The 19484-nt window shown below is 43.8% G+C and carries 16 protein-coding genes; 2 read left to right on the top strand and 14 right to left on the bottom strand.

Annotated elements, in window-relative coordinates; genetic code table 11:
* Positions 1 to 3: 3 nt before the first annotated feature.
* From ACR809_RS08785 to rfbA, 3 genes are read right to left on the bottom strand one after another with little or no spacing between them, the layout of a single operon-like run.
* Positions 4 to 1899 carry a DUF4422 domain-containing protein gene (locus ACR809_RS08785; protein WP_004214006.1) on the bottom strand — a complete coding sequence of 632 codons (1896 nt, stop codon included), beginning with the start codon at positions 1897 to 1899 and terminating at the stop codon, positions 4 to 6.
* A 15-nt stretch (positions 1900 to 1914) separates the two neighbouring features.
* The gene (gene rfbB / locus ACR809_RS08780) at positions 1915 to 2655 is read right to left on the bottom strand and encodes an O-antigen export ABC transporter ATP-binding protein RfbB (protein WP_004175264.1); all 741 of its coding nucleotides are present in this window, start codon (positions 2653 to 2655) and stop codon (positions 1915 to 1917) included.
* On the bottom strand, positions 2655 to 3422 hold the full coding sequence (rfbA, locus tag ACR809_RS08775; protein ID WP_002912373.1) for an O-antigen export ABC transporter permease RfbA: 768 nt from the start codon (positions 3420 to 3422) through the stop codon (positions 2655 to 2657). The genes rfbB and rfbA overlap by 1 nt, the downstream gene beginning before the upstream one ends.
* A gap of 1046 nt (positions 3423 to 4468) precedes the next feature.
* Between rfbA and ACR809_RS08770 the strand changes: the two genes are divergently transcribed.
* Both ACR809_RS08770 and ACR809_RS08765 read left to right on the top strand, forming a co-directional pair.
* Positions 4469 to 5473 carry an NAD-dependent epimerase gene (locus ACR809_RS08770; protein WP_014907235.1) on the top strand — a complete coding sequence of 335 codons (1005 nt, stop codon included), beginning with the start codon at positions 4469 to 4471 and terminating at the stop codon, positions 5471 to 5473.
* A 399-nt stretch (positions 5474 to 5872) separates the two neighbouring features.
* Positions 5873 to 5995, top strand: a complete 123-nt coding sequence (locus tag ACR809_RS08765; protein WP_004144151.1) for a small membrane protein — start codon at positions 5873 to 5875, stop codon at positions 5993 to 5995.
* Positions 5996 to 6417: 422 nt separating this feature from the next.
* On the opposite strand, the gene ugd is transcribed toward ACR809_RS08765, so the two are convergent.
* The 11 genes from ugd to ACR809_RS08710 all read right to left on the bottom strand — a co-directional run bounded on the left by ugd (position 6418) and on the right by ACR809_RS08710 (position 19467).
* On the bottom strand, positions 6418 to 7584 hold the full coding sequence (ugd, locus tag ACR809_RS08760; protein WP_004175261.1) for a UDP-glucose 6-dehydrogenase: 1167 nt from the start codon (positions 7582 to 7584) through the stop codon (positions 6418 to 6420).
* 163 nt (positions 7585 to 7747) lie between these two features.
* Positions 7748 to 9118 (bottom strand): O9 family phosphomannomutase RfbK, encoded by a 1371-nt coding sequence (gene rfbK, locus ACR809_RS08755; RefSeq protein ID WP_004899416.1) that lies wholly within the window; start codon positions 9116 to 9118, stop codon positions 7748 to 7750.
* A gap of 22 nt (positions 9119 to 9140) precedes the next feature.
* Positions 9141 to 10556, bottom strand: coding sequence for a mannose-1-phosphate guanylyltransferase/mannose-6-phosphate isomerase (locus ACR809_RS08750; protein WP_014907234.1), 1416 nt, complete (start codon positions 10554 to 10556; stop codon positions 9141 to 9143).
* 235 nt (positions 10557 to 10791) lie between these two features.
* Positions 10792 to 12198, bottom strand: coding sequence for an NADP-dependent phosphogluconate dehydrogenase (gndA, locus tag ACR809_RS08745; RefSeq protein ID WP_014907233.1), 1407 nt, complete (start codon positions 12196 to 12198; stop codon positions 10792 to 10794).
* A 163-nt stretch (positions 12199 to 12361) separates the two neighbouring features.
* Positions 12362 to 13765 (bottom strand): undecaprenyl-phosphate glucose phosphotransferase, encoded by a 1404-nt coding sequence (gene wcaJ, locus ACR809_RS08740; protein WP_048291666.1) that lies wholly within the window; start codon positions 13763 to 13765, stop codon positions 12362 to 12364.
* A gap of 301 nt (positions 13766 to 14066) precedes the next feature.
* On the bottom strand, positions 14067 to 15281 hold the full coding sequence (locus ACR809_RS08735) for a glycosyltransferase WbuB (RefSeq protein WP_115223853.1): 1215 nt from the start codon (positions 15279 to 15281) through the stop codon (positions 14067 to 14069).
* Between the two features lie 11 nt (positions 15282 to 15292).
* On the bottom strand, positions 15293 to 15751 hold the full coding sequence (locus ACR809_RS08730) for a GDP-mannose mannosyl hydrolase (RefSeq protein WP_014907229.1): 459 nt from the start codon (positions 15749 to 15751) through the stop codon (positions 15293 to 15295).
* Position 15752: 1 nt separating this feature from the next.
* Complete coding sequence (gene fcl / locus ACR809_RS08725; RefSeq protein ID WP_014907228.1) at positions 15753 to 16721, bottom strand: GDP-L-fucose synthase; 969 nt, start codon at positions 16719 to 16721, stop codon at positions 15753 to 15755.
* Positions 16722 to 16725: 4 nt separating this feature from the next.
* The gene (gene gmd, locus ACR809_RS08720; RefSeq protein WP_014907227.1) at positions 16726 to 17850 is read right to left on the bottom strand and encodes a GDP-mannose 4,6-dehydratase; all 1125 of its coding nucleotides are present in this window, start codon (positions 17848 to 17850) and stop codon (positions 16726 to 16728) included.
* Positions 17851 to 17873: 23 nt separating this feature from the next.
* A complete protein-coding gene (locus tag ACR809_RS08715) occupies positions 17874 to 18386 on the bottom strand; it encodes an acyltransferase (RefSeq protein ID WP_015875024.1) in 513 nt (170 codons plus the stop codon).
* Positions 18367 to 19467 (bottom strand): glycosyltransferase, encoded by a 1101-nt coding sequence (locus ACR809_RS08710; protein ID WP_014907226.1) that lies wholly within the window; start codon positions 19465 to 19467, stop codon positions 18367 to 18369. Before ACR809_RS08710 ends, ACR809_RS08715 begins: the two co-directional genes overlap by 20 nt.
* Between the last annotated feature and the right edge of the window lie 17 nt (positions 19468 to 19484).

Here is a 19484-nt window from a genome sequence, read left to right as displayed (position 1 = left end):
TTATTATCCAAGAATAGCACGGCGTACTTTGTAATAATATTTAGTCATCATGTTTCTTCTTGGCGTGCCTATTGGTGCATATTTATTAACATAAGGCATCAGTACGTTCTTGATTTTGGTCTGGAACAAGATTTGTTGTTGCGGCTCGCTATGGGTTAAACCAATCGAAGCCGCTAACGACATCTGACGTTTATAGATTTCCATCTCCCATGGAGTGTTAGCGATGTTTTCAATAAAGTCATCATAAAAATCGACTTTTTCGGTATTCCATGGTTTGTTCTCACCCGCATAATGAATCATTTTAGGCTTCTTGCGAGCTGCTAAAAATTTCATATACGTTGCAAACTTAAGATTAGGGAAGAAATCATCCGTATTGCCATTACCATGATAAACGTTCCACTCTAATGGCAGAAATGTGACTCGAGAGTAGAATACTTTATTCATGATATCCTGGTCGAGGAACCAGTATTTTTTTGCCTTTAATACCCGCATCAATTCAGCAAAAGTATTTTCTTCGACCATTTGTTTGACATTAAAAACAATAATCCCTGCCTGAAAATATTCATCAGGGTTATTCATGTTTAAGGTTTTCTGTAAATATTCGCCTGCCGGCATAACGCCATCATCTGATGCCGACATTGCAGAAAATTTTACAAAACCTTCCATGACGATATCCTTAACCGCTGCAACTAAATTGTTGCCCAGAGGGACATCAAGCAGTTCACCCAGGTCAGCCTTTACAACGGTATCCGAATCAATAAATACGACTTTATCGTATCGTCTGAACAGTTGAGGAATAAAAAGACGGGCATACGTTGATGCGCTAAAATGCGCTCGGGTATGCACACCGTTAATTTCAGTGAAGGCATTAACGTCAAAAAAACGAAGAGAAATATTCGGATGAGCAGAGGTTAGATTTACCAACCGCGTTTTATTCAAATAGCTAACTTTGTTTTCGAGTACGACGATATCATAATTTTTATTTTTGTCCGCATGTCGGATAATGGAATTAATTAATGCGCCACCGCTGATTGCGTAATTATCATCGAAACTGATAACCACTGGAACCGCAGAATCAAAAACTGGATTCAGTGCACCATTGAATGTTTCATTGCTGACAAAGGTACGCTGTAATTCTTTTACCTTAAGCTCACCATCTTGTTGCAACTTAATAATGTAAATATTAAACAGCCGTTCAGCTATATGCCCAATAACGCGTTTTTCCTGAGCATTATAATTGTTCATCGAGATGGCATCTTCGAGATTATCCAGAATGGAAAAGAGCCACTCAGAATAGTCAACAAAAATATCTTTGCGCATGACAAACATATTTGTGTAATAGCCATCACTGGCATCATTAAACGTTTTTATTGCCGTGCTATACTCTGGATATAGTTTTTCAACGATGGCAATGGCAGCCTGATAATCACGAATGTGTAAGTATTCACCTCGTTCATAGTGATCGTAATTATTTTTACTTCCCGCCGCAGTGACAGACCATTTTTTGGGCAGCAAGATGTCAATACCTTCGACACACCGTTGAATTGTTTCTTCGTTTAATCCAAAGATCTTCTCATATTCTTCATCAATGCATGGATGGTTCACGACCCCCCAGGTATCCTCAGAAAAAGTTTGTTTTTCGGAAAAATTAAGATGACGGCGATAGTGCATGAAACCGACATAGTCTGCCAGCTCTTCGTTTTTCCAAACCCAATAATGCGCAGTTAGTTCGCAATAAAACGGATTCTTAAAGGAAATATTATCGCCAGTGTCATCTCCTGGACAACCAATTTCATTACAAGAATTAGCTTTGCCGACATGCAGAGGTTTGATAATTGCAGCATTAAGAAAAGCACTAGGCTTATGGTGGCTGGTATAGATTTTAACGCTATTGTTCATTATATTACCCACTGATTAAGCCATTGCTTGCTTGTACAGTTCAATGATTCGCTCTGCAGACCCCACTTCTCTGAGCCTATGATTTTCGATCCAGATGACTCTGTCGCAGATTTTTTCAACGTCACTCATATTGTGGCTAACAAACAATATTGTTACGCCTCTTTTCTTAAAATCTCTGATGGTCTGAATACATTTGGCCTGAAAAGCGATATCACCTACTGCCAGAACTTCATCAATAATTAAAATATCCGGTTCAACCTGACTGATGACCGAAAAACCTAACTTAGCTAGCATTCCGCTTGAGTACACTCTGATTGGCTCGTCTATGAATTCTCCCAGTTCCGAAAATTCAATAATACGTTCCATACGTTGCTGGACCTCTTTACGCCGAAGGCCCAGCAGAGTAGCATTCAGGTAAATATTCTCACGCCCGGTAAGTTCCGGATGAAAGCCTCCGCCGAGTTCAAGCATCGATGCCACCCGTCCTTCAGTGGTGACGGTTCCCTTAGTTGGCTTAATCACGCCGGCAACCAGGCCAAGCGAGGTACTCTTTCCTGCCCCATTACGTCCAATCAGGGCAACAGCCTCACCTTTGCCAACTGTAAAGGATACGTCTTCGATAGCTAAATATTTCCGCCCCTTCAGCAATTGAAAAGCGCGTTTCGGATGGAAAATTAAATCTTTGATTCCTGAGCCAATATGATGGTACAGAGGATACTCTTTTGTAACATGACTGAAGTTAATAACTGGGTGCATTACAAGATCTCTGCAAATCGATATTTTAATTTATTGAAAATAGACAAACCGACAACCGTCAAAATGATTCCCGTAAAATAGAGTATAGAAATATACTCATAATTAAGAGTCCCATTCATGAATAAATCACGCCAACTAAGAATCATACTCGCTAGCGGATTGTAGGTAATTATCCAGCTAAATTTTTCCGGAATCATATCAGACGCATATAAAATCGGCGTACAATAAAACATCAGCATAATCCCCAGACTGACAAAGCGCTCCAGGTCACGGAAAAACAGGTTCAGCGTTGAAAAGATGATTGAAACACCAAAGGTGAAAATCACCTGGCCAATAGCAATGAGAGGTATACCCCAAACCCAGGACAAGGACGGCGTCATGCCATAAACAAAAAGAAAGACAACAATAACCGGGATGGTGCAAAGAAAATGCAAGCCTTCCATCATCACATTACTTAGCGGAATCACGGACCGGGGAAAAACTGTCTTCTTGATAATTTGAGCGTTAGCGATGAATGAAAATAATGAGTTAGTGGCCGAACTGGCAAACCATTGCCACGGAAACAAGCCGGTAATGAGGAAAACGGTATAATTTGGAATTTGTACTCTCATTACCAGCTTAAATATAAAATAATAAATCATGGCAAAAAGCAATGGATTTGCTACTGACCATAAATAGCCTAGCATGCTGCTCTTATAGCGCACTTTTAGATCTTTATTTGTTATGACAACAAGTAAATCAAATAAATACCCTAAATTGTACTTCATCTTTATACTCATAAATTATTCTGCAAATATCCACTGAATGAGTTAGTCATACCAGGTCTACCTCGCCGATCCTGTCAGGCTCAACAATCGAGAAACTGACTGCTTTGTGCTGCGGGCAAAGTTTATCAGGTCAGCTGCCATTCATCGACTGCAACCGATGATTTGAACGGAAGCGCAAGCGACACCCCAGCCATAAAACGATAAAAAGCCTTTTAATTCAATAAATTAAAAAATCACCTTATGTTTTCTTCCACGCTACCGCCATTGGCTATCGCAACCAAAATGCGTGATCCACCGAGTTTTTAGCACTCACATCCGTTCAAACCGCACTGCAGATGGCATTACTGTCCAGTACAGCCATGCATCTCGTTACCTTAGCTACAAAAAGGCTTTACTCTGGCGTTTCCCTTCTCCGTTAGCTATCAGGACTTTCTCATTTCCGCAAGCAGCATGCCTGGCGTAGCACTCCCCTCACCTGCTCATCACGCCCTTACATTCAAAAGAACCATCTAAGGACAGCATGAAATTCTGAAATAATTTCTTGCATATTAATAACAACTTTTGGTGATGATTTATCAAGCAATACCTAAGTCTGCCAAATAGAACGGCAGCGTATTATAACTCTGCAAGTAAGGAATTAAAGTAAAAATCCGGTGCATTGCTTTCTCATTGTAAAAATGGACACACTTTAGACGATATGATGGCATTATCGCTAAATGAGCTCTCGGGAAACAAACACACCGGGCAAACCAAAGTAACAATCTTTACTCTACGAGGCCAGACCGCGTCTAAAACCTAGCAATACTCGATAAAACCGAAACAAACATATAACCCATTGTTTATATTGGTTTTTATAGTGCTTTTCATCTTCTGAATGGCTTAATACCTTTCACGAATGATAATTAATTACATGGCATTTACTCTCAGACGCCGCTGTTTACAGTTACTTGCATATCTTGTCATGGCAAAGCAAGTGATCCCAACCGCAAGCCAGTGTAAAATCGGCACTTATGTAGAACGGGATATCCACACCCCGGAGGAAAAATATGAAGTTTTTGGTCACTGGTGCCGCAGGTTTTATCGGCTTCCATATCGCGCAGCGCCTGCTGAATGAAGGGCATGATGTTGTCGGAATCGACAACATGAACGACTATTATGACGTCAGCCTGAAGCAGGCCCGTCTGGATCGCCTGGCATCTCCGGCATTCCATTTCCAGCAGCTGGATCTGGCCGACCGTGAAGGTATGGCAAAGCTGTTCGCCACAGAGCAATTTGACCGCGTGATCCACCTGGCCGCCCAGGCCGGGGTGCGCTACTCGCTGGAAAACCCGTATGCCTACGCAGACGCTAACCTGATGGGGTACCTGAACATTCTGGAAGGCTGCCGTCATACCAAGGTGAAACACCTGGTGTACGCCTCCTCCAGCTCGGTTTACGGCCTTAACCGTAAAATGCCGTTCTCCACCGAAGATTCCGTCGATCATCCGGTCTCCCTGTATGCCGCCACCAAGAAAGCCAATGAGCTGATGGCGCATACCTATTCCCACCTGTACGGCATCCCGACCACCGGGCTGCGCTTCTTTACGGTTTATGGTCCGTGGGGTCGCCCGGATATGGCGCTGTTCAAGTTCACGAAAGCGATGCTGGAAGGAAAAAGTATCGACGTTTACAACTACGGCAAAATGAAGCGCGACTTCACCTATATCGACGACATCGTCGAGGCGGTGGTTCGGGTGCAGGATGTAATCCCGCAGGCCAATGCCGACTGGACCGTTGAGAGCGGTTCCCCGGCAACCAGTTCCGCGCCGTATCGGGTATATAACATTGGCAACAGCTCACCAGTGGAACTGATGGACTACATCACCGCTCTGGAAGAAGCGCTTGGAATGGAAGCGCAGAAGAATATGATGCCGATTCAGCCGGGCGATGTGCTGGACACCAGCGCAGACACCCAACCGCTGTATGACCTGGTGGGCTTTAGGCCGCAAACGTCAGTGAAGGAAGGCGTGAAGAACTTCGTGGAGTGGTACAAGGATTACTATCAGATCTAGTCCCCCTGCCCTGCCGCAATCGTCAGATTGCGGCACCTCTTCTATGGAACCTCCGTTATCCGGGCTATATGTCGACTGAATGCACATTCATTGTTTTATATATAATATTTTGTGCTATAGACGGTATTTTTGCCTTTTTACTCGCACGCCTGAAACCAGTTTCATCCAGCCTTTTTCAGAAAAGCAAATATCCGCACGCCAGGCACTCAAACTTTCCTGATATCCAAACCAATTTGGCTAGCGAAAACAGCATTATATGCTGATAGATAAAAAACATTACTCTCTGTAGGAATTTTCCTAAATCCAGGATATGTTAGAGCAAGCCATGCAACAGCACAAAACTGATGTATTGCTTATCAAACTAATAATTCAATCAACATACGCCCTGTGGTAGATATTATGGAAAACCTATTTTTCTTAGTGGTCGCTGCCATACTACTTGCTGTTTCCGTTTATTTCTTAATTTCTTATTTAAAAGACAGAAAGAAAACGAAACTGACGTTTAATAAACGCAAGTGGTAAGGCCCGCTTCATATTGCAATTAGATTAAGATAATATTAAGAGATAAAAAAATGATATGACAGAATGACTATTCATTCTGCGTTTTGGCATGGCCTTAAGGCAAGAAAAAATAACGCTACTCGCGCCCTATCCCTCGTTTTTTCATAGGACATAAATAACAAAAGCCTGCGTTGCAGGCTTTGTTTTACCTCCCGGCGCTTATCTCCGGCATCTACATCACAGTGACGGTAGCTCTTCACAAGGTAAGTTTAACTTATCGGAGCTGTTTTCAACCCGCAACGGCTTTTGAGCAGGATCGTAATGTCCATCACAATTTATTGAGCTTAATCTGAATGTTCGAGAAATACGCGTAGTGAGGGATATAGCGGGGAGATAAAGAAGAACACTGGCGGCAGGGAACCGCCAGTGTCAGACAGGCAGAATTAATCGTTACCAAACAGATCGCGGGTGTAGACCTTGTCCGCCACATCCGCCAACTCTTCCGCCATACGGTTAGAAATGATCACATCAGCTTCTTGCTTGAAGGCATTCAGGTCGCGCACGACACGGGAGTTGAAGAACTCATCTTCCTGCATCACCGGTTCATAGATAATAACCGGAATACCTTTCGCCTTGATGCGCTTCATAATGCCCTGAATAGAAGAGGCACGGAAGTTGTCCGAACCACTCTTCATGATCAGGCGATACACACCCACTACTTTCGGCTTACGAGCGAGAATAGAATCCGCGATAAAGTCTTTACGGGTACGGTTGGCATCGACGATAGCCGCGATGATATTGTTCGGGACCGATTCGTAGTTCGCCAGCAGCTGCTTGGTATCTTTTGGCAGGCAGTAGCCGCCGTAGCCAAAGGACGGGTTGTTATAATGATTGCCGATACGCGGATCCAGGCATACCCCTTCGATAATCTGCTTGCTGTTCAGCCCCTGGCTTTCAGCATAGCTGTCGAGCTCGTTGAAATAGGCAACGCGCAGCGCCAGATAGGTGTTAGCGAACAGTTTGATCGCTTCCGCTTCGGTAGAGTCGGTAAACAGGGTCGGGATATCCTGCTTGATCGCGCCTTCTTTCAGCAGATCAGCGAAACGTTCGGCACGCGCGGAGCGCTCACCGATGACAATACGCGACGGGTGCAGGTTGTCGTACAGCGCACGTCCTTCACGCAGGAACTCAGGAGAGAAAATAACATTATCAATCCCTAAACGTTCTTTGATGTCGCGGGTGAACCCCACCGGGATGGTCGATTTAATGATCATTACCGCGTTCGGGTTGATCTCTGTGACATCGCGAATAACCGCTTCCACCGTAGAGGTGTTGAAGTAGTTAGTTTTGGGATCGTAATCGGTCGGCGTCGCAATGATCACGTAGTCGGCATTGCGGTACGCGTCGTGCTTATCCGTGGTGGCACGGAAATTTAACGGTTTTTCTGCCAGATATTCCTGAATCTCTTTATCGACAATCGGAGAGATCTTCTGGTTAAGCATATCCACTTTGGCCTGTACGATATCCAGGGCCACCACTTCGTGGTTTTGCGCGATCAGGACACCGTTCGATAAACCAACATAACCTGTACCGGAAATAGTAATTTTCATGAGATTACACTTTAATCAGTTAACTGGATAATGGCGGATAGCCACGAAATTAAATAATTCTGTGGGCGGTTTTACGCTTTGACCAGTGGGATGTCAAGAATAAGCCATAAGGTCAAAAATACGATTAAAATCTAACCCTATGGCTTCCATTATGGATAATGCATTACTTGAGAAGAGCTAAAATCTCTTCGGTTTTTGCATTCATTAACGCAGTATCCGCTCTGGACTCAACGTTCAGACGCACCACCGGCTCGGTATTGGACGTGCGCAGGTTAAAGCGCCACTCAGGGTATTCAATACTGATACCGTCCGTTGTGTCGATGTGTGCGGCCGCCGGCTCATACTGCGCCCGGATGCGCGCTATCGCCTCCGCTGCATTTCCCAGCTTGCGGTTGATCTCCCCCGACGCCGGGAACGCCGCCTGGCGGTCCGCCACCAGCGATTTCAGCGAGCTGTTCTTCAGGCACAGCAGCTCAGCCACCAGCAGCCACGGGATCATCCCGCTGTCGCAGTAGGCGAAGTCGCGGAAGTAATGGTGCGCGCTCATCTCCCCGCCGTAGATGGCGTCTTCCTGGCGCATCCGCTCCTTGATGAACGCATGCCCGGTCTTCGACATCACCGGCTGGCCGCCGCTGCGGGTCACGATGTCCACCGTGTTCCATGTCAGACGCGGGTCGTGAATGATTTTCGCCCCCGGCTGCTTCTGCAGGAACGCTTCCGCCAGCAGGCCGACAATGTAGTACCCCTCGATAAACGACGCTTCGTCATCGAACAGGAAGCAGCGGTCGAAGTCGCCGTCAAAGGCGATCCCCATGTCCGCCTGATGCGCACGCACCGCGTCGGCGGTGTCCTGGCGGCACTCCGGCAGCAGCGGGTTCGGGATACCGTTCGGGAAATGGCCGTCCGGCTGGTGATGCACCTTGATAAAGGTCACCGGCGCCCCGGCCGCCGCGAAGCGTTTCTCCACCTCATCAATCACGTGCCCCGCCGCCCCGTTGCCGGAGTTCACCACCAGCTTCAGCGGACGGGTGAAGTTCGCCAGGTCCACGTAGCCCATCAGGTGGTCGACGTACTCCTTCAGCACCGATATCTGACGCAGGGTCCCGCGACGCGCCGGGTCCACCGGCGGGAACTGGTTCTCCTCCGCCAGGCGCTGGATATCCCGCAGCCCGGTGTCGCCGCTGATGGGCTTCGCGTTCTCGCGCACCAGCTTCATGCCGTTGTAGTTCATCGGGTTATGGCTCGCCGTCACCTCGATACCGCCATCCACCCCGAGGTGGAAAGTGGCGAAGTAAATCTCTTCCGTGCCGCTCAGGCCGATATCCAGCACGTCGGTGCCGGCGTCCATCAGCCCGCGGGCCAGCGCCAGCTTCAGCGACTCGCTGGTGAGGCGCACATCGCCCCCCACCACTATCTTCCCGGGTTTCAGAAATTCGCCGTAGGCGCGGCCGATACGGTAGGCGATGTCCTCGTTCAGCTCCTCGCCCAGTTCACCACGGATGTCATAAGCCTTAAAGCATGTTAACTGTGTCATTCTGCGTTTTGTCCCGAAAAAATTAGCAACGACCATACTGGTCTTTAATACGAATAATGTCGTCCTCGCCGAGGTACGACCCCGACTGGATCTCCAGCACTTCCAGCGGAATGCGGCCCGGGTTTTCCAGGCTGTGCTCGGCGCCAATCGGAATAAAGGTGGACTGGTTCTCGGTCAGCAGGAACTGCTTGCCGTTGACGGTCACCTGGCCGGTGCCGGCGAGAATGACCCAGTGCTCGGCGCGGTGGTGATGCATCTGCATCGAGAAGGCGCCGCCCGGTTTCACCGTAATGCGGTTGACGTTGAAGCGCGGGGTCTGGACCACCACGTCGCAGCGGCCCCAGGGACGGTAAATCTCGCGGTGGCGCTTGTACTCGCTGCGCTGGTTCTGCTTGAGAAACTCGACCGCCTTCTTCACGTCCTGGGAACGCTCGCGGTTCATCACCAGCACGGCGTCCTTGGTGCTGATAATCACCAGATTCTCCACGCCGATGGCCGCCACCAGCTTCTCGTCGCTGTTGATGTAGCAGTTTTCGCTGTTGTGCACCCACGCGTCGCCGCTGAGGACGTTACCCTGCCCGTCTTTCGGGCTGACCTCCCACAGGGCGGACCAGGAGCCGACGTCGCTCCAGTCGGCATCGAGACCGACCACCACCGCGTCGGCGGTTTTCTCCATCACCGCGTAGTCCACAGACTCGTCCGGACACTCGCAGAAAATGTCATGCGGGATGCTGATGAAGTCGCTGCCGTTATCGGCGGCATTGACCGCGGCCTGGCAGGCTTCGAGGATATCCGGGCGGAATTTGGCCAGCTCGGAAAGGTATTTTTTGGCGCGGAACATAAACATGCCGCTGTTCCAGTAGTACTCCCCGGAGGCGAGGTAAGCCTCGGCGCGCTCGCGGTCCGGCTTCTCCACGAAGCGGGCCACCTGGTACGGAGTATGGGCGCTGTCGGTGAGGGCCACGCCGCGCTGGATGTAGCCGTAGCCGGTTTCCGGGGCGTTCGGCACGATACCGAAGGTGACCAGATGGCCTTCATCGGCATACTGCTCGGCGACGCGGATGGCGTCGTGGAAGACCGGCTGGTTATTGATGATATGGTCGGCGGCGAGGACCAGCATCAGCGGGTCGTCGCCGTGGCGGGTGGCCTGGAGGGCCGCCAGGGCGATGGCCGGGGCGGTGTTGCGCCCGACCGGCTCAAGAATAATGTTGTTGGACAGCTTGTTGAGCTGGCGCAGCTGTTCGGCCACCAGGAAGCGGTGCTCTTCGTTACAGATGACCATCGGTTCATGGATTTCAAGGCCCGAGAGTCGGGTGATGGTTTCCTGCAGCATGGAGTTCTGCCCGAACAGGCGGAGGAACTGTTTCGGATAAAGCTCGCGAGACATCGGCCAGAGACGACTGCCGGTACCACCAGCCATTATCACAGGAAGCAACATATTAATATCCTTTAATTAAGACCCTGTTATTAAACACCCAGATATATTCTGAGGCCAGAAGCAGCTTATTATAGATGTACAGAAGTATAAATATGGCAAATTCTTAAAAGATCAGCACTTGGTTATTAGAGCTGAAAATAATGAGGACGTGCAAATAAGATGACTTTGATCAGTTTATTGTAGAAAAAAAATAGATAACAGTCAGGCTAATTGGCCTGACTGTAGTATATAAAGATTATTCCAACCACTCGGTATGGAATATACCTTCTTTATCAGTACGCTTATAGGTGTGCGCACCAAAGTAATCACGCTGCGCCTGAATCAGGTTAGCTGGCAGAACTGCGGAACGGTAACTGTCGTAGTAGGCAATTGCGGCAGAGAACGTCGGTACCGGAATACCATTCTGCACGGCATAAGCCACCACATCACGCAGCGCTTGCTGATAGTCATCAGCGATCTGTTTGAAGTATGGCGCCAGCAGAAGGTTAGCAATGCCAGCGTTTTGCGCATAAGCATCAGTGATCTTTTGCAGGAACTGCGCACGAATGATGCAGCCAGCACGGAAAATCTTAGCGATCTCGCCGTAGTTAAGATCCCAGTTGTATTCATCAGAAGCAGCACGCAGCTGGGAGAAGCCCTGAGCATAGGAGACGATTTTACCGAGGTACAACGCGCGACGCACTTTTTCGATAAATTCAGCTTTATCACCGGCCGGCTGGGCCTGCGGACCACTCAGCACTTTCGACGCGGCTACACGCTGGTCTTTAAGCGAAGAAATATAGCGAGCAAATACGGACTCGGTTATCAGAGACAGAGGTTCGCCGAGATCCAGTGAGCTCTGGCTGGTCCACTTACCGGTACCTTTGTTTGCTGCTTCATCAAGAATGACATCAACGAGGTACTTACCTTCTTCATCCTTCTTGGTGAAGATATCTTTGGTAATGTCGATCAGGTAGCTGCTTAGCTCACCTTCGTTCCATTCGGTGAAGGTTTGCGCCAGCTCTTCGTTGGAAAGTGCCAGACCGCCTTTCAAAAGCGCATAAGCTTCAGCAATCAGCTGCATGTCACCATACTCGATGCCGTTATGAACCATCTTCACATAATGGCCTGCACCGTCAGCACCGATATAGGTGACACATGGCTCACCGTCTTCAGCAACCGCAGCAATCTGCTTCAGAATCGGAGCAACTAACTCATAGGCTTCTTTCTGCCCACCAGGCATGATGGAAGGCCCTTTCAGAGCCCCTTCTTCACCACCGGAAACACCGGTACCGATAAAGTTAAAACCTTCGGCAGATAGCTCACGGTTACGACGGATGGTGTCCTGGAAGAAGGTGTTGCCGCCATCAATGATGATGTCGCCTTTATCGAGGTAAGGCTTCAGGGAATCGATGGCGCTGTCGGTGCCAGCCCCGGCCTTCACCATCAACAGGATACGGCGTGGTGTTTCGAGGGATTCAACAAACTCTTGTACTGTATAGTAAGGAACCAGCTTCTTGCCTGGATTTTCGGCAATAACTTCTTCGGTCTTTTCACGGGAGCGGTTGAAAACGGAGACGGTATAACCGCGGCTTTCGATGTTCAGCGCAAGGTTACGCCCCATCACAGCCATACCGACAACCCCGATCTGTTGCTTGGACATTACATACTCCTGTCTGGTGTGGTCACTGCGACACGTTCGCAGCTGAAATGTGATGATAATGTTAGCCCAAAGTACATAGAGCTCATAGTGAAAATTTGTTAACTAGCACAACATATAAATTTTGGACTATAAATGCACAATGCTTATCTTAAGCAGCATCTTATCAATAAGCAGATTTGTTAATAAATCCTTTAAAAACAGTAAGGAATATTATTTTTAGATCTAACCAAATGCTCCAACCTCTGATATATAACAAATCATATTCGATTCTTTTTTCCATTTTTTCTAAAGTATCAGTTTCACCACGCCAACCATTAATTTGTGCTAAGCCTGTGATACCTGGCTTAACCTTATGACGAAGCATATACCCCTGAATTAAGGACCGATATTGCTCATTATGAGAAACTGCATGTGGTCGAGGTCCTACAACGGACATCTGTCCAAAAAGTACATTAAAGAACTGCGGAAGTTCGTCTAAGGAAGTGCTGCGTAAAAACTTGCCGACTTTAGTCACGCGGATATCATTTTTTGTAGCCTGAATAACATTATCGTCGTTTTCCATAACAGTCATCGAGCGAAATTTCCAGACTTTAATAGGTTTCCCGTCCATACCATAACGCACTTGCCGAAAAATGACAGGGCCCTTCGAGGTCGTTTTAACAGCAGTAGCAATAACAAGAAGAATTGGTGATATCAGAATAAGAATCAAAGATGATACAATAATATCCTCCAAACGTTTAAACACCATATTGATCCCATTCAGCGGTGAATCAAACAAAGGAACAACTGGCACTCCATTTATTTCTTCAGTACGTGACTGAAGAATATTAAAAGTAAAGATATCAGGAATTAACAATACGGAACAAGTAGTATCAGTTAATTGTCTCACAATGTCCTTAATTTTGGATTCATCATGCATGCTCATCGCGATGTAAATACGATCGATTTTTCCATCACGAGCTTCCTGAATAAGCTTGTCTATATTGCCAGCATAAGGTACATTGTCATATTCGGAAGTATCGAGTTGAATGTTATCATAAACACCTTTTACAACAAAACCTAACCATGGTTCTTCAATAAAACTTTTTAATAAATTAATACCCGCAGGTAAAGAACCAACAACTGCAACCTTCCTGGTGTTGTAACCAAACTTGCGAAGCAAACCAGAAATAAGTCTAATGATAGAGCGACAAACAAGAAAACCAATATCAACTAATAGATACCATTGAAAGAAAAAAAAGAAACGCGTATCAATTGAAGAATCGAGGGACAAAAGACCAAGAGCAATTAATAAACTAAGCGTCCAATTTTTAAGTATTAAAATATACTCAGTAGAAAAAGCAACTCCGCGCCATGAGCGATAGAAATCAGTTATGCCCCCTATCATCTGAAAAATAACCAGAGATAGCAATGACATCAAAGCATGTCGGTATTCAAACGAGACTGAATTCATAACGCAAACTAAATACAATCCCAAAAAAATTATGACCACATCGGAGAAGCGTTGAGCCATTGAAATCAAGGAAGCATTCGCATTCGAGCGAGTCCGATGATACAAGGTTGCCATGAAGATTTCCTTAAAATATTGAACCTTATGAAATAATAATTTGCAATAGAAATCCTGAAGTTCAGTAGATTAAAGATATATTATTTCATTAATCTCGAACTCTTTCACCTATATTATTAAAAATATAAACGTCAACAAGAGAAAAAGAAAGGCCTATAACATTAAGTTAAGAAACATCAATATTCTTAATTAAATAGTTAAACGAACCTAAAATAGGCCTAGATAATGGTTGACGTTGTAAAAATAGGGAATCCATTCCACCTAACGTAATCTAATTGCTAATCCCTTGTTGATATAAATTTTAGTTTTGTATATCTACTATAAAATTTGAAAGTACATTATTCATATCAAGTGATGCGTTGGCATATTCAATTGCTATATTGTTTTGCCGAGGCATCAACAAACACTGTTCAATACCAGATATAAGGGCATCAACAGATTCAGGTTCTACACATTGCGCTATACCTGGGTTATTTTTGCATAACTGACCAAGTTCAGTATTTTCTTCTGCCGTAATGACTGAATTACCGCCTACGGCGAGAATATTCGTAAGCTTGGATGGCAAAACAGCATCAGCTGCACCTTTCTTTTGAACAACAAGATGACAATCAGCAAGATTTAATAATGCTGGTAATAGATCATAAGGCTGTAGAGGTTTAAAAATGACATTATCCAAATTCAGGTCCGAGCTCATTTTTTTTAAATTTTCTTTACCACCTCCTTGACCAACAAACAAGAATACATAATTTTTCATTGCCAACTTTTGTGCAGCAGCGATGACAATCTCAAGTCCTTGTTTTTCACCAATATTGCCAGAGTAAAGTATAACTTTTCTGTCATCGGCTATTCCAAACTCTTCTTTCAGCATGACTGATTGGTCACTTTTAACATTTTTAAACCTTTCAAGCTCAGACCAGTTAGGGAAAAAAATTAGATTTTTTCGCGGCACTCCTTTACCAGAGGCATTCAATAACATCGTTTTAGATATAGTGGATACTTTGTCTGCAGACGTTAAACACCATTTTTCAAACTTTTTGGCAAATTTCGCAAACACACCTTTCTTTGCCATCCCTAGGCCGAGCATAGCATCGACCTCGAAATCTTGTATATGAATTATTACTTTAGCACGCGTTAGTTTTCTTAATAACAGGGCTCCCGGCACACAGAATAATGTGGGGACAATACAAATAACATAATCGGGTTTCCAACGTGCTTGCATTAAAAGAGGGAAAAGAGAACTAAATGCAAAACTAGACAAATGCAATAAACGCTTTATCGTTGAAGGTTTATTAGGAACATAAAGTGGACATCTATATACTACTTCAGGAAGTTTTTCTTTAGCGTATTTCCATCCAGAATAATTATCAGCAACCTTCCACGCAGGATAATATGGTGGAGCAGTAATGACCCTAACGTCAAGACCATTTTCAACAAACCACTTCACCATTTCACCACTATACTTGCCAATACCAGTTAATTCAGGACGATAATTGATTCCATATACAAGTAATTTCATACCTAAAAGTCCTAAGAAACATCCATAAAATAAGCTTTAGTATTAAAATGCACTAAATCATTATTAAGGATTTCATCCGCACTCATCCAGAGATATTCATTATGCTGTTCATGCGGAAATACTAAGCCATTGGATAAAATAGATATTTTATAAGCCAATACTATATAGTGAGTACTAAATTCACTATTAAAGTAATTATCATCATAGAAATGTTCAAAAACACCGAGAAAAGTGGCTTCATTTCTCAGCATCTCAATACCAATTTCATTTTGAATTAATCTGGTGAAGCCATTATTTAATGTCTCATTTTTTTGTATGCGACCTCCAGGAACAAACCAAAAGCCCCTTGCGGGGCGGTTGTTTCTTTTACCAACTAAATACTCACCTTTCTCATTTTGTATGATCAAATCAATTGAGATTAGCGGCGTATTCTTTATTACATTTTTAAATGCATCATCATCTAAAAACATATTAACTCCGGAAGCTTTGCTGATTCTTTAAAAACCACTCATAAGTCCGAGTTAAACCTGCCTCAAGCTTAATTTGATACTTCCAACCTAAGCCTTCCAATCTCGAAACATCTAATAATTTTCTTGGAGTGCCATCAGGTTTGGTTGAATCAAAAACTACCTCTCCGCGATAACCAACCACTTTTGATATGGTTTCGGCTAATTCCCTAATAGAACAATCAACTCCAGTACCAACGTTAATATGTGACAACATTGGTTGTGTTTGCTCCTGCCAAATAGATTTATCAAGGTCCATGACATAAATAGATGCAGCAGCCATGTCATCAACATGTAGAAACTCACGCATCGGCGTTCCACTACCCCAAACAACGACTTGTGGTAGTCCTTCTAACTTTGCCTCATGAAAGCGCCGCAATAATGCAGGAATTACATGCGAGTTAGAAGGATGGAAATTATCATTTTCTCCATATAAATTAGTTGGCATTACTGAACGATAATCTCTATTATGTTGCCGATTATAAGACTCGCAGAGTTTTATACCGGCAATTTTTGCTATAGCATACGGCTCATTTGTAGATTCAAGTGTTCCTTGCAGTAATTCAGACTCGCTTATCGGTTGCTTAGCAAATTTAGGGTATATACATGATGAGCCTAAAAACATTATTTTATTTACATCATTAACATGTGCAGCATGTATGATGTTTGCTTCAATAAGAATATTTTCATAAATAAAATCAGCCGGATAAGTGTTATTCGCGACTATTCCGCCAACTTTTGCAGCAGCTAAATATACTTCATTAATACGCTCATTAGCGAAAAAATGATTTACGTCTTGAGCATTAAGCAGGTTGAGCTCCTGACGTGAACGCAGTACGAGTTCAATGTCGTCTCTATTTTTCAATTGTCTTACGATTGCTGAACCAACCATACCATTATGCCCAGCAACAAAAACTCTCTTCTTAATAGTCATTTCTTTACTCCAGAGAAATTGAAACCTCGTAACCATGTGATTTGAGAAGAGAATGCTTTTTAGCTGCCTCAAGATCCTTTCTTACCATTTCGACAACCATTTCTTGTAATGTTGTTTCAGGTTTCCATCCTAATTTATCGTGGGCTTTCGAAGGGTCTCCAAGCAAGGTTTCCACTTCAGCAGGACGGAAATATCGTGGATCAACAGCTACAATTATATCACCTACTTTAACTGCAGGTGCGTCTTCACCAGAAACACTTTCTACAATCCCCACTTCATCAACGCCATGCCCCTCAAAACGCAATTTAATACCCAACTCTGATGCAGCAAAATCTACGAATTGACGTACAGAGTATTGGACGCCGGTCGCAATAACATAATCTTCCGGTTGTTCTTGTTGAAGCATTAGCCATTGCATTTTAACGTAATCTTTCGCATGACCCCAATCTCGCAAAGAATCCATGTTACCAAGATAAAGACATTTTTCTAATCCTTGAGCAATATTGGAAAGCCCACGTGTAATTTTTCTTGTTACAAACGTTTCACCACGGCGTGGCGATTCATGGTTAAACAGAATACCATTACACGCGTACATTCCATATGACTCACGATAGTTAACAGTAATCCAATATGCATAAAGCTTGGCAACTGCGTACGGAGAACGCGGATAGAATGGAGTTGTCTCTTTTTGCGGAATTTCCTGCACTAAACCATAAAGTTCAGAAGTTGATGCTTGATAGAAACGAGTTTTCTTCTCTAGTCCCAGAAAACGAATAGCCTCTAAAAGACGTAATGTGCCAATAGCATCGACGTCCGCTGTGTATTCAGGAGATTCGAAAGACACAGCGACATGACTCATAGCCCCCAAGTTATACACTTCATCGGGTTGAATCTCGGAGATCAAACGAGTTAAGTTTGATGTGTCTGATAAATCACCATAGTGTAAATGAAATTTTGGGTTTGATGAATGTGGATCTTGATAAATATGATCTACGCGATCAGTGTTAAAAGAAGAAGAACGTCTTTTAATCCCGTGAACTTCATATCCCTTTTCTAACAGAAATTCTGCGAGATATGAACCATCTTGCCCAGTGATACCGGTAATCAGAGCTTTTTTTACATTAGTCATTTCTTGTTTCCTATTAATTATAATCAATAACGATTTCTTAATACTTTTGCAGGTACCCCACCTACTACAGAATTAGGTGGGACATCTTTATTAACAAATGAACAGGCTGCAACAATAGCACCTTTCCCTATCGTGACATTTCCCAAAATAACCGAACCAAATCCGATAAAATTATCTCCTTCCAGTACTATAGTGGCAGGCTTGTTTCTTCCAGAGAAATATGCTGAAGATGACTCATTGAATAAATCATGGTCGTTACCAATAAATGATACACGTGAGGATATTAAACTATCATTTCCAATAGTCAGATTCACTTGTGAAATAAAATCAGCACCAATAGATACGTTATCACCCATTTTTACAAAATTAGGGATATAAACATTTGCACCTGGGCCAACATAAGCATTTTTTCCCCGCGAAATTTTCCCTCTATTTTTAAATCTAATTAATTGAAATCTCCAATTTCTTATAAAGGATCTGATTAAGGAAACTAAAAAACTCCTTTGAACATCGGGATTATCTTGTTTGCGTGACACTTTCAATTACCCCATCAACCATAGTCTCAACTGAATACCTATGTTTACAATCATTAACTATTTTTTCTCCGTCAAACATATTATATTGACGCCCGTGAAAATACTTTAAGATTTCATCTGCTAATGACTGAGGATCATTCGTATTAAAGAATCCTCCATTCAACCCGGTCTGTAATGCCTCAAGTTCAGGAGAATGGTTTTCATCCTTTGAAACCAACATAGGCACACCAAATGAAAGACTTTGGGTTATTGAGAGACCAACATATCCCGGAGATATTGATACAAAGCTTTTTGAATAAATCTCCTTCAGTTTTGAATGATCTGCGATATGTCCGTAAAACATAACATTTTCATCGATGCCGAGATCACGCGATATTTTTTTTAATTCATTCGATTGTTCGCCATCGCCAACAATATGAAAAACAATACTCGGTTCGACTTTACAAACTAACGGAATTGCTTTAATTAACACATCAACTTTTTTACTTGAAACTAAACGTCCTACATATATTACACCAGTGGATTTAGAGGACAAAACATTCATCATGTCATTTCTGTAATAAAGAGAGTTTGGAGCAACAAAAATTTCATTCTCTTTTTTACATTTTTCGCCATAAGCATTAAGTAATTCTTGTTTCTGATTATTGGTATACAATAATAATGAGCTTGACGCTTTTCTCATTAAGTTTCTAATCTTTTCTGTTTTGCTTTCTTTACCTTTCCTTGCCCAAACATGCCCCCAAAAGACTGTTTTTTTATTAAGAATTTTACGTAAACACAAAACAAGCCAAACTGAAAGGATTCTAGGATTAAGTTCACATATAAGAATATCAGCTTTAAGGACAGTCCTCCAAGGAAGGTGTTGAAATGCCAATTTTCTTTTAAAGAAAAAAGAATTTTTTATTACCGTTGTTTCATCTAGCGAGAGGACAAGTTTGCTTGTTTTGGTGGATTCTTCAAAATACTCTTCACCAACTACGATTTTAAATTGCATATCACGATCATTCATTACATCAACAAGATGACGAATAAACTGATTTCTATAATCTGCAATGGCCATTTGCGTTAGTACAATTAGCATTGTTCTTCCTCTATTAT

The sequence above is a fragment of the Klebsiella sp. CD33 genome, from assembly GCF_051992865.1.
GTDB lineage: Bacteria > Pseudomonadota > Gammaproteobacteria > Enterobacterales > Enterobacteriaceae > Klebsiella > Klebsiella pneumoniae.
The sequence above is the reverse complement of the archived record's forward strand: the minus strand, read 5'-3'. Positions and strand labels throughout refer to the sequence as shown.

Coding starts and splice junctions, on each gene's coding strand:
- ACR809_RS08785 (WP_004214006.1), bottom strand. CDS start 1,899: ATGAACAATAGCGTTAAAATCTATACCAGCCACCATAAGCCTAGTGCT.
- rfbB (WP_004175264.1), bottom strand. CDS start 2,655: ATGCACCCAGTTATTAACTTCAGTCATGTTACAAAAGAGTATCCTCTG.
- rfbA (WP_002912373.1), bottom strand. CDS start 3,422: ATGAAGTACAATTTAGGGTATTTATTTGATTTACTTGTTGTCATAACA.
- ACR809_RS08770 (WP_014907235.1), top strand. CDS start 4,469: ATGAAGTTTTTGGTCACTGGTGCCGCAGGTTTTATCGGCTTCCATATC.
- ACR809_RS08765 (WP_004144151.1), top strand. CDS start 5,873: ATGGAAAACCTATTTTTCTTAGTGGTCGCTGCCATACTACTTGCTGTT.
- ugd (WP_004175261.1), bottom strand. CDS start 7,584: ATGAAAATTACTATTTCCGGTACAGGTTATGTTGGTTTATCGAACGGT.
- rfbK (WP_004899416.1), bottom strand. CDS start 9,118: ATGACACAGTTAACATGCTTTAAGGCTTATGACATCCGTGGTGAACTG.
- ACR809_RS08750 (WP_014907234.1), bottom strand. CDS start 10,556: ATGTTGCTTCCTGTGATAATGGCTGGTGGTACCGGCAGTCGTCTCTGG.
- gndA (WP_014907233.1), bottom strand. CDS start 12,198: ATGTCCAAGCAACAGATCGGGGTTGTCGGTATGGCTGTGATGGGGCGT.
- wcaJ (WP_048291666.1), bottom strand. CDS start 13,765: ATGGCAACCTTGTATCATCGGACTCGCTCGAATGCGAATGCTTCCTTG.
- ACR809_RS08735 (WP_115223853.1), bottom strand. CDS start 15,281: ATGAAATTACTTGTATATGGAATCAATTATCGTCCTGAATTAACTGGT.
- ACR809_RS08730 (WP_014907229.1), bottom strand. CDS start 15,751: ATGTTTTTAGATGATGATGCATTTAAAAATGTAATAAAGAATACGCCG.
- fcl (WP_014907228.1), bottom strand. CDS start 16,721: ATGACTATTAAGAAGAGAGTTTTTGTTGCTGGGCATAATGGTATGGTT.
- gmd (WP_014907227.1), bottom strand. CDS start 17,850: ATGACTAATGTAAAAAAAGCTCTGATTACCGGTATCACTGGGCAAGAT.
- ACR809_RS08710 (WP_014907226.1), bottom strand. CDS start 19,467: ATGCTAATTGTACTAACGCAAATGGCCATTGCAGATTATAGAAATCAG.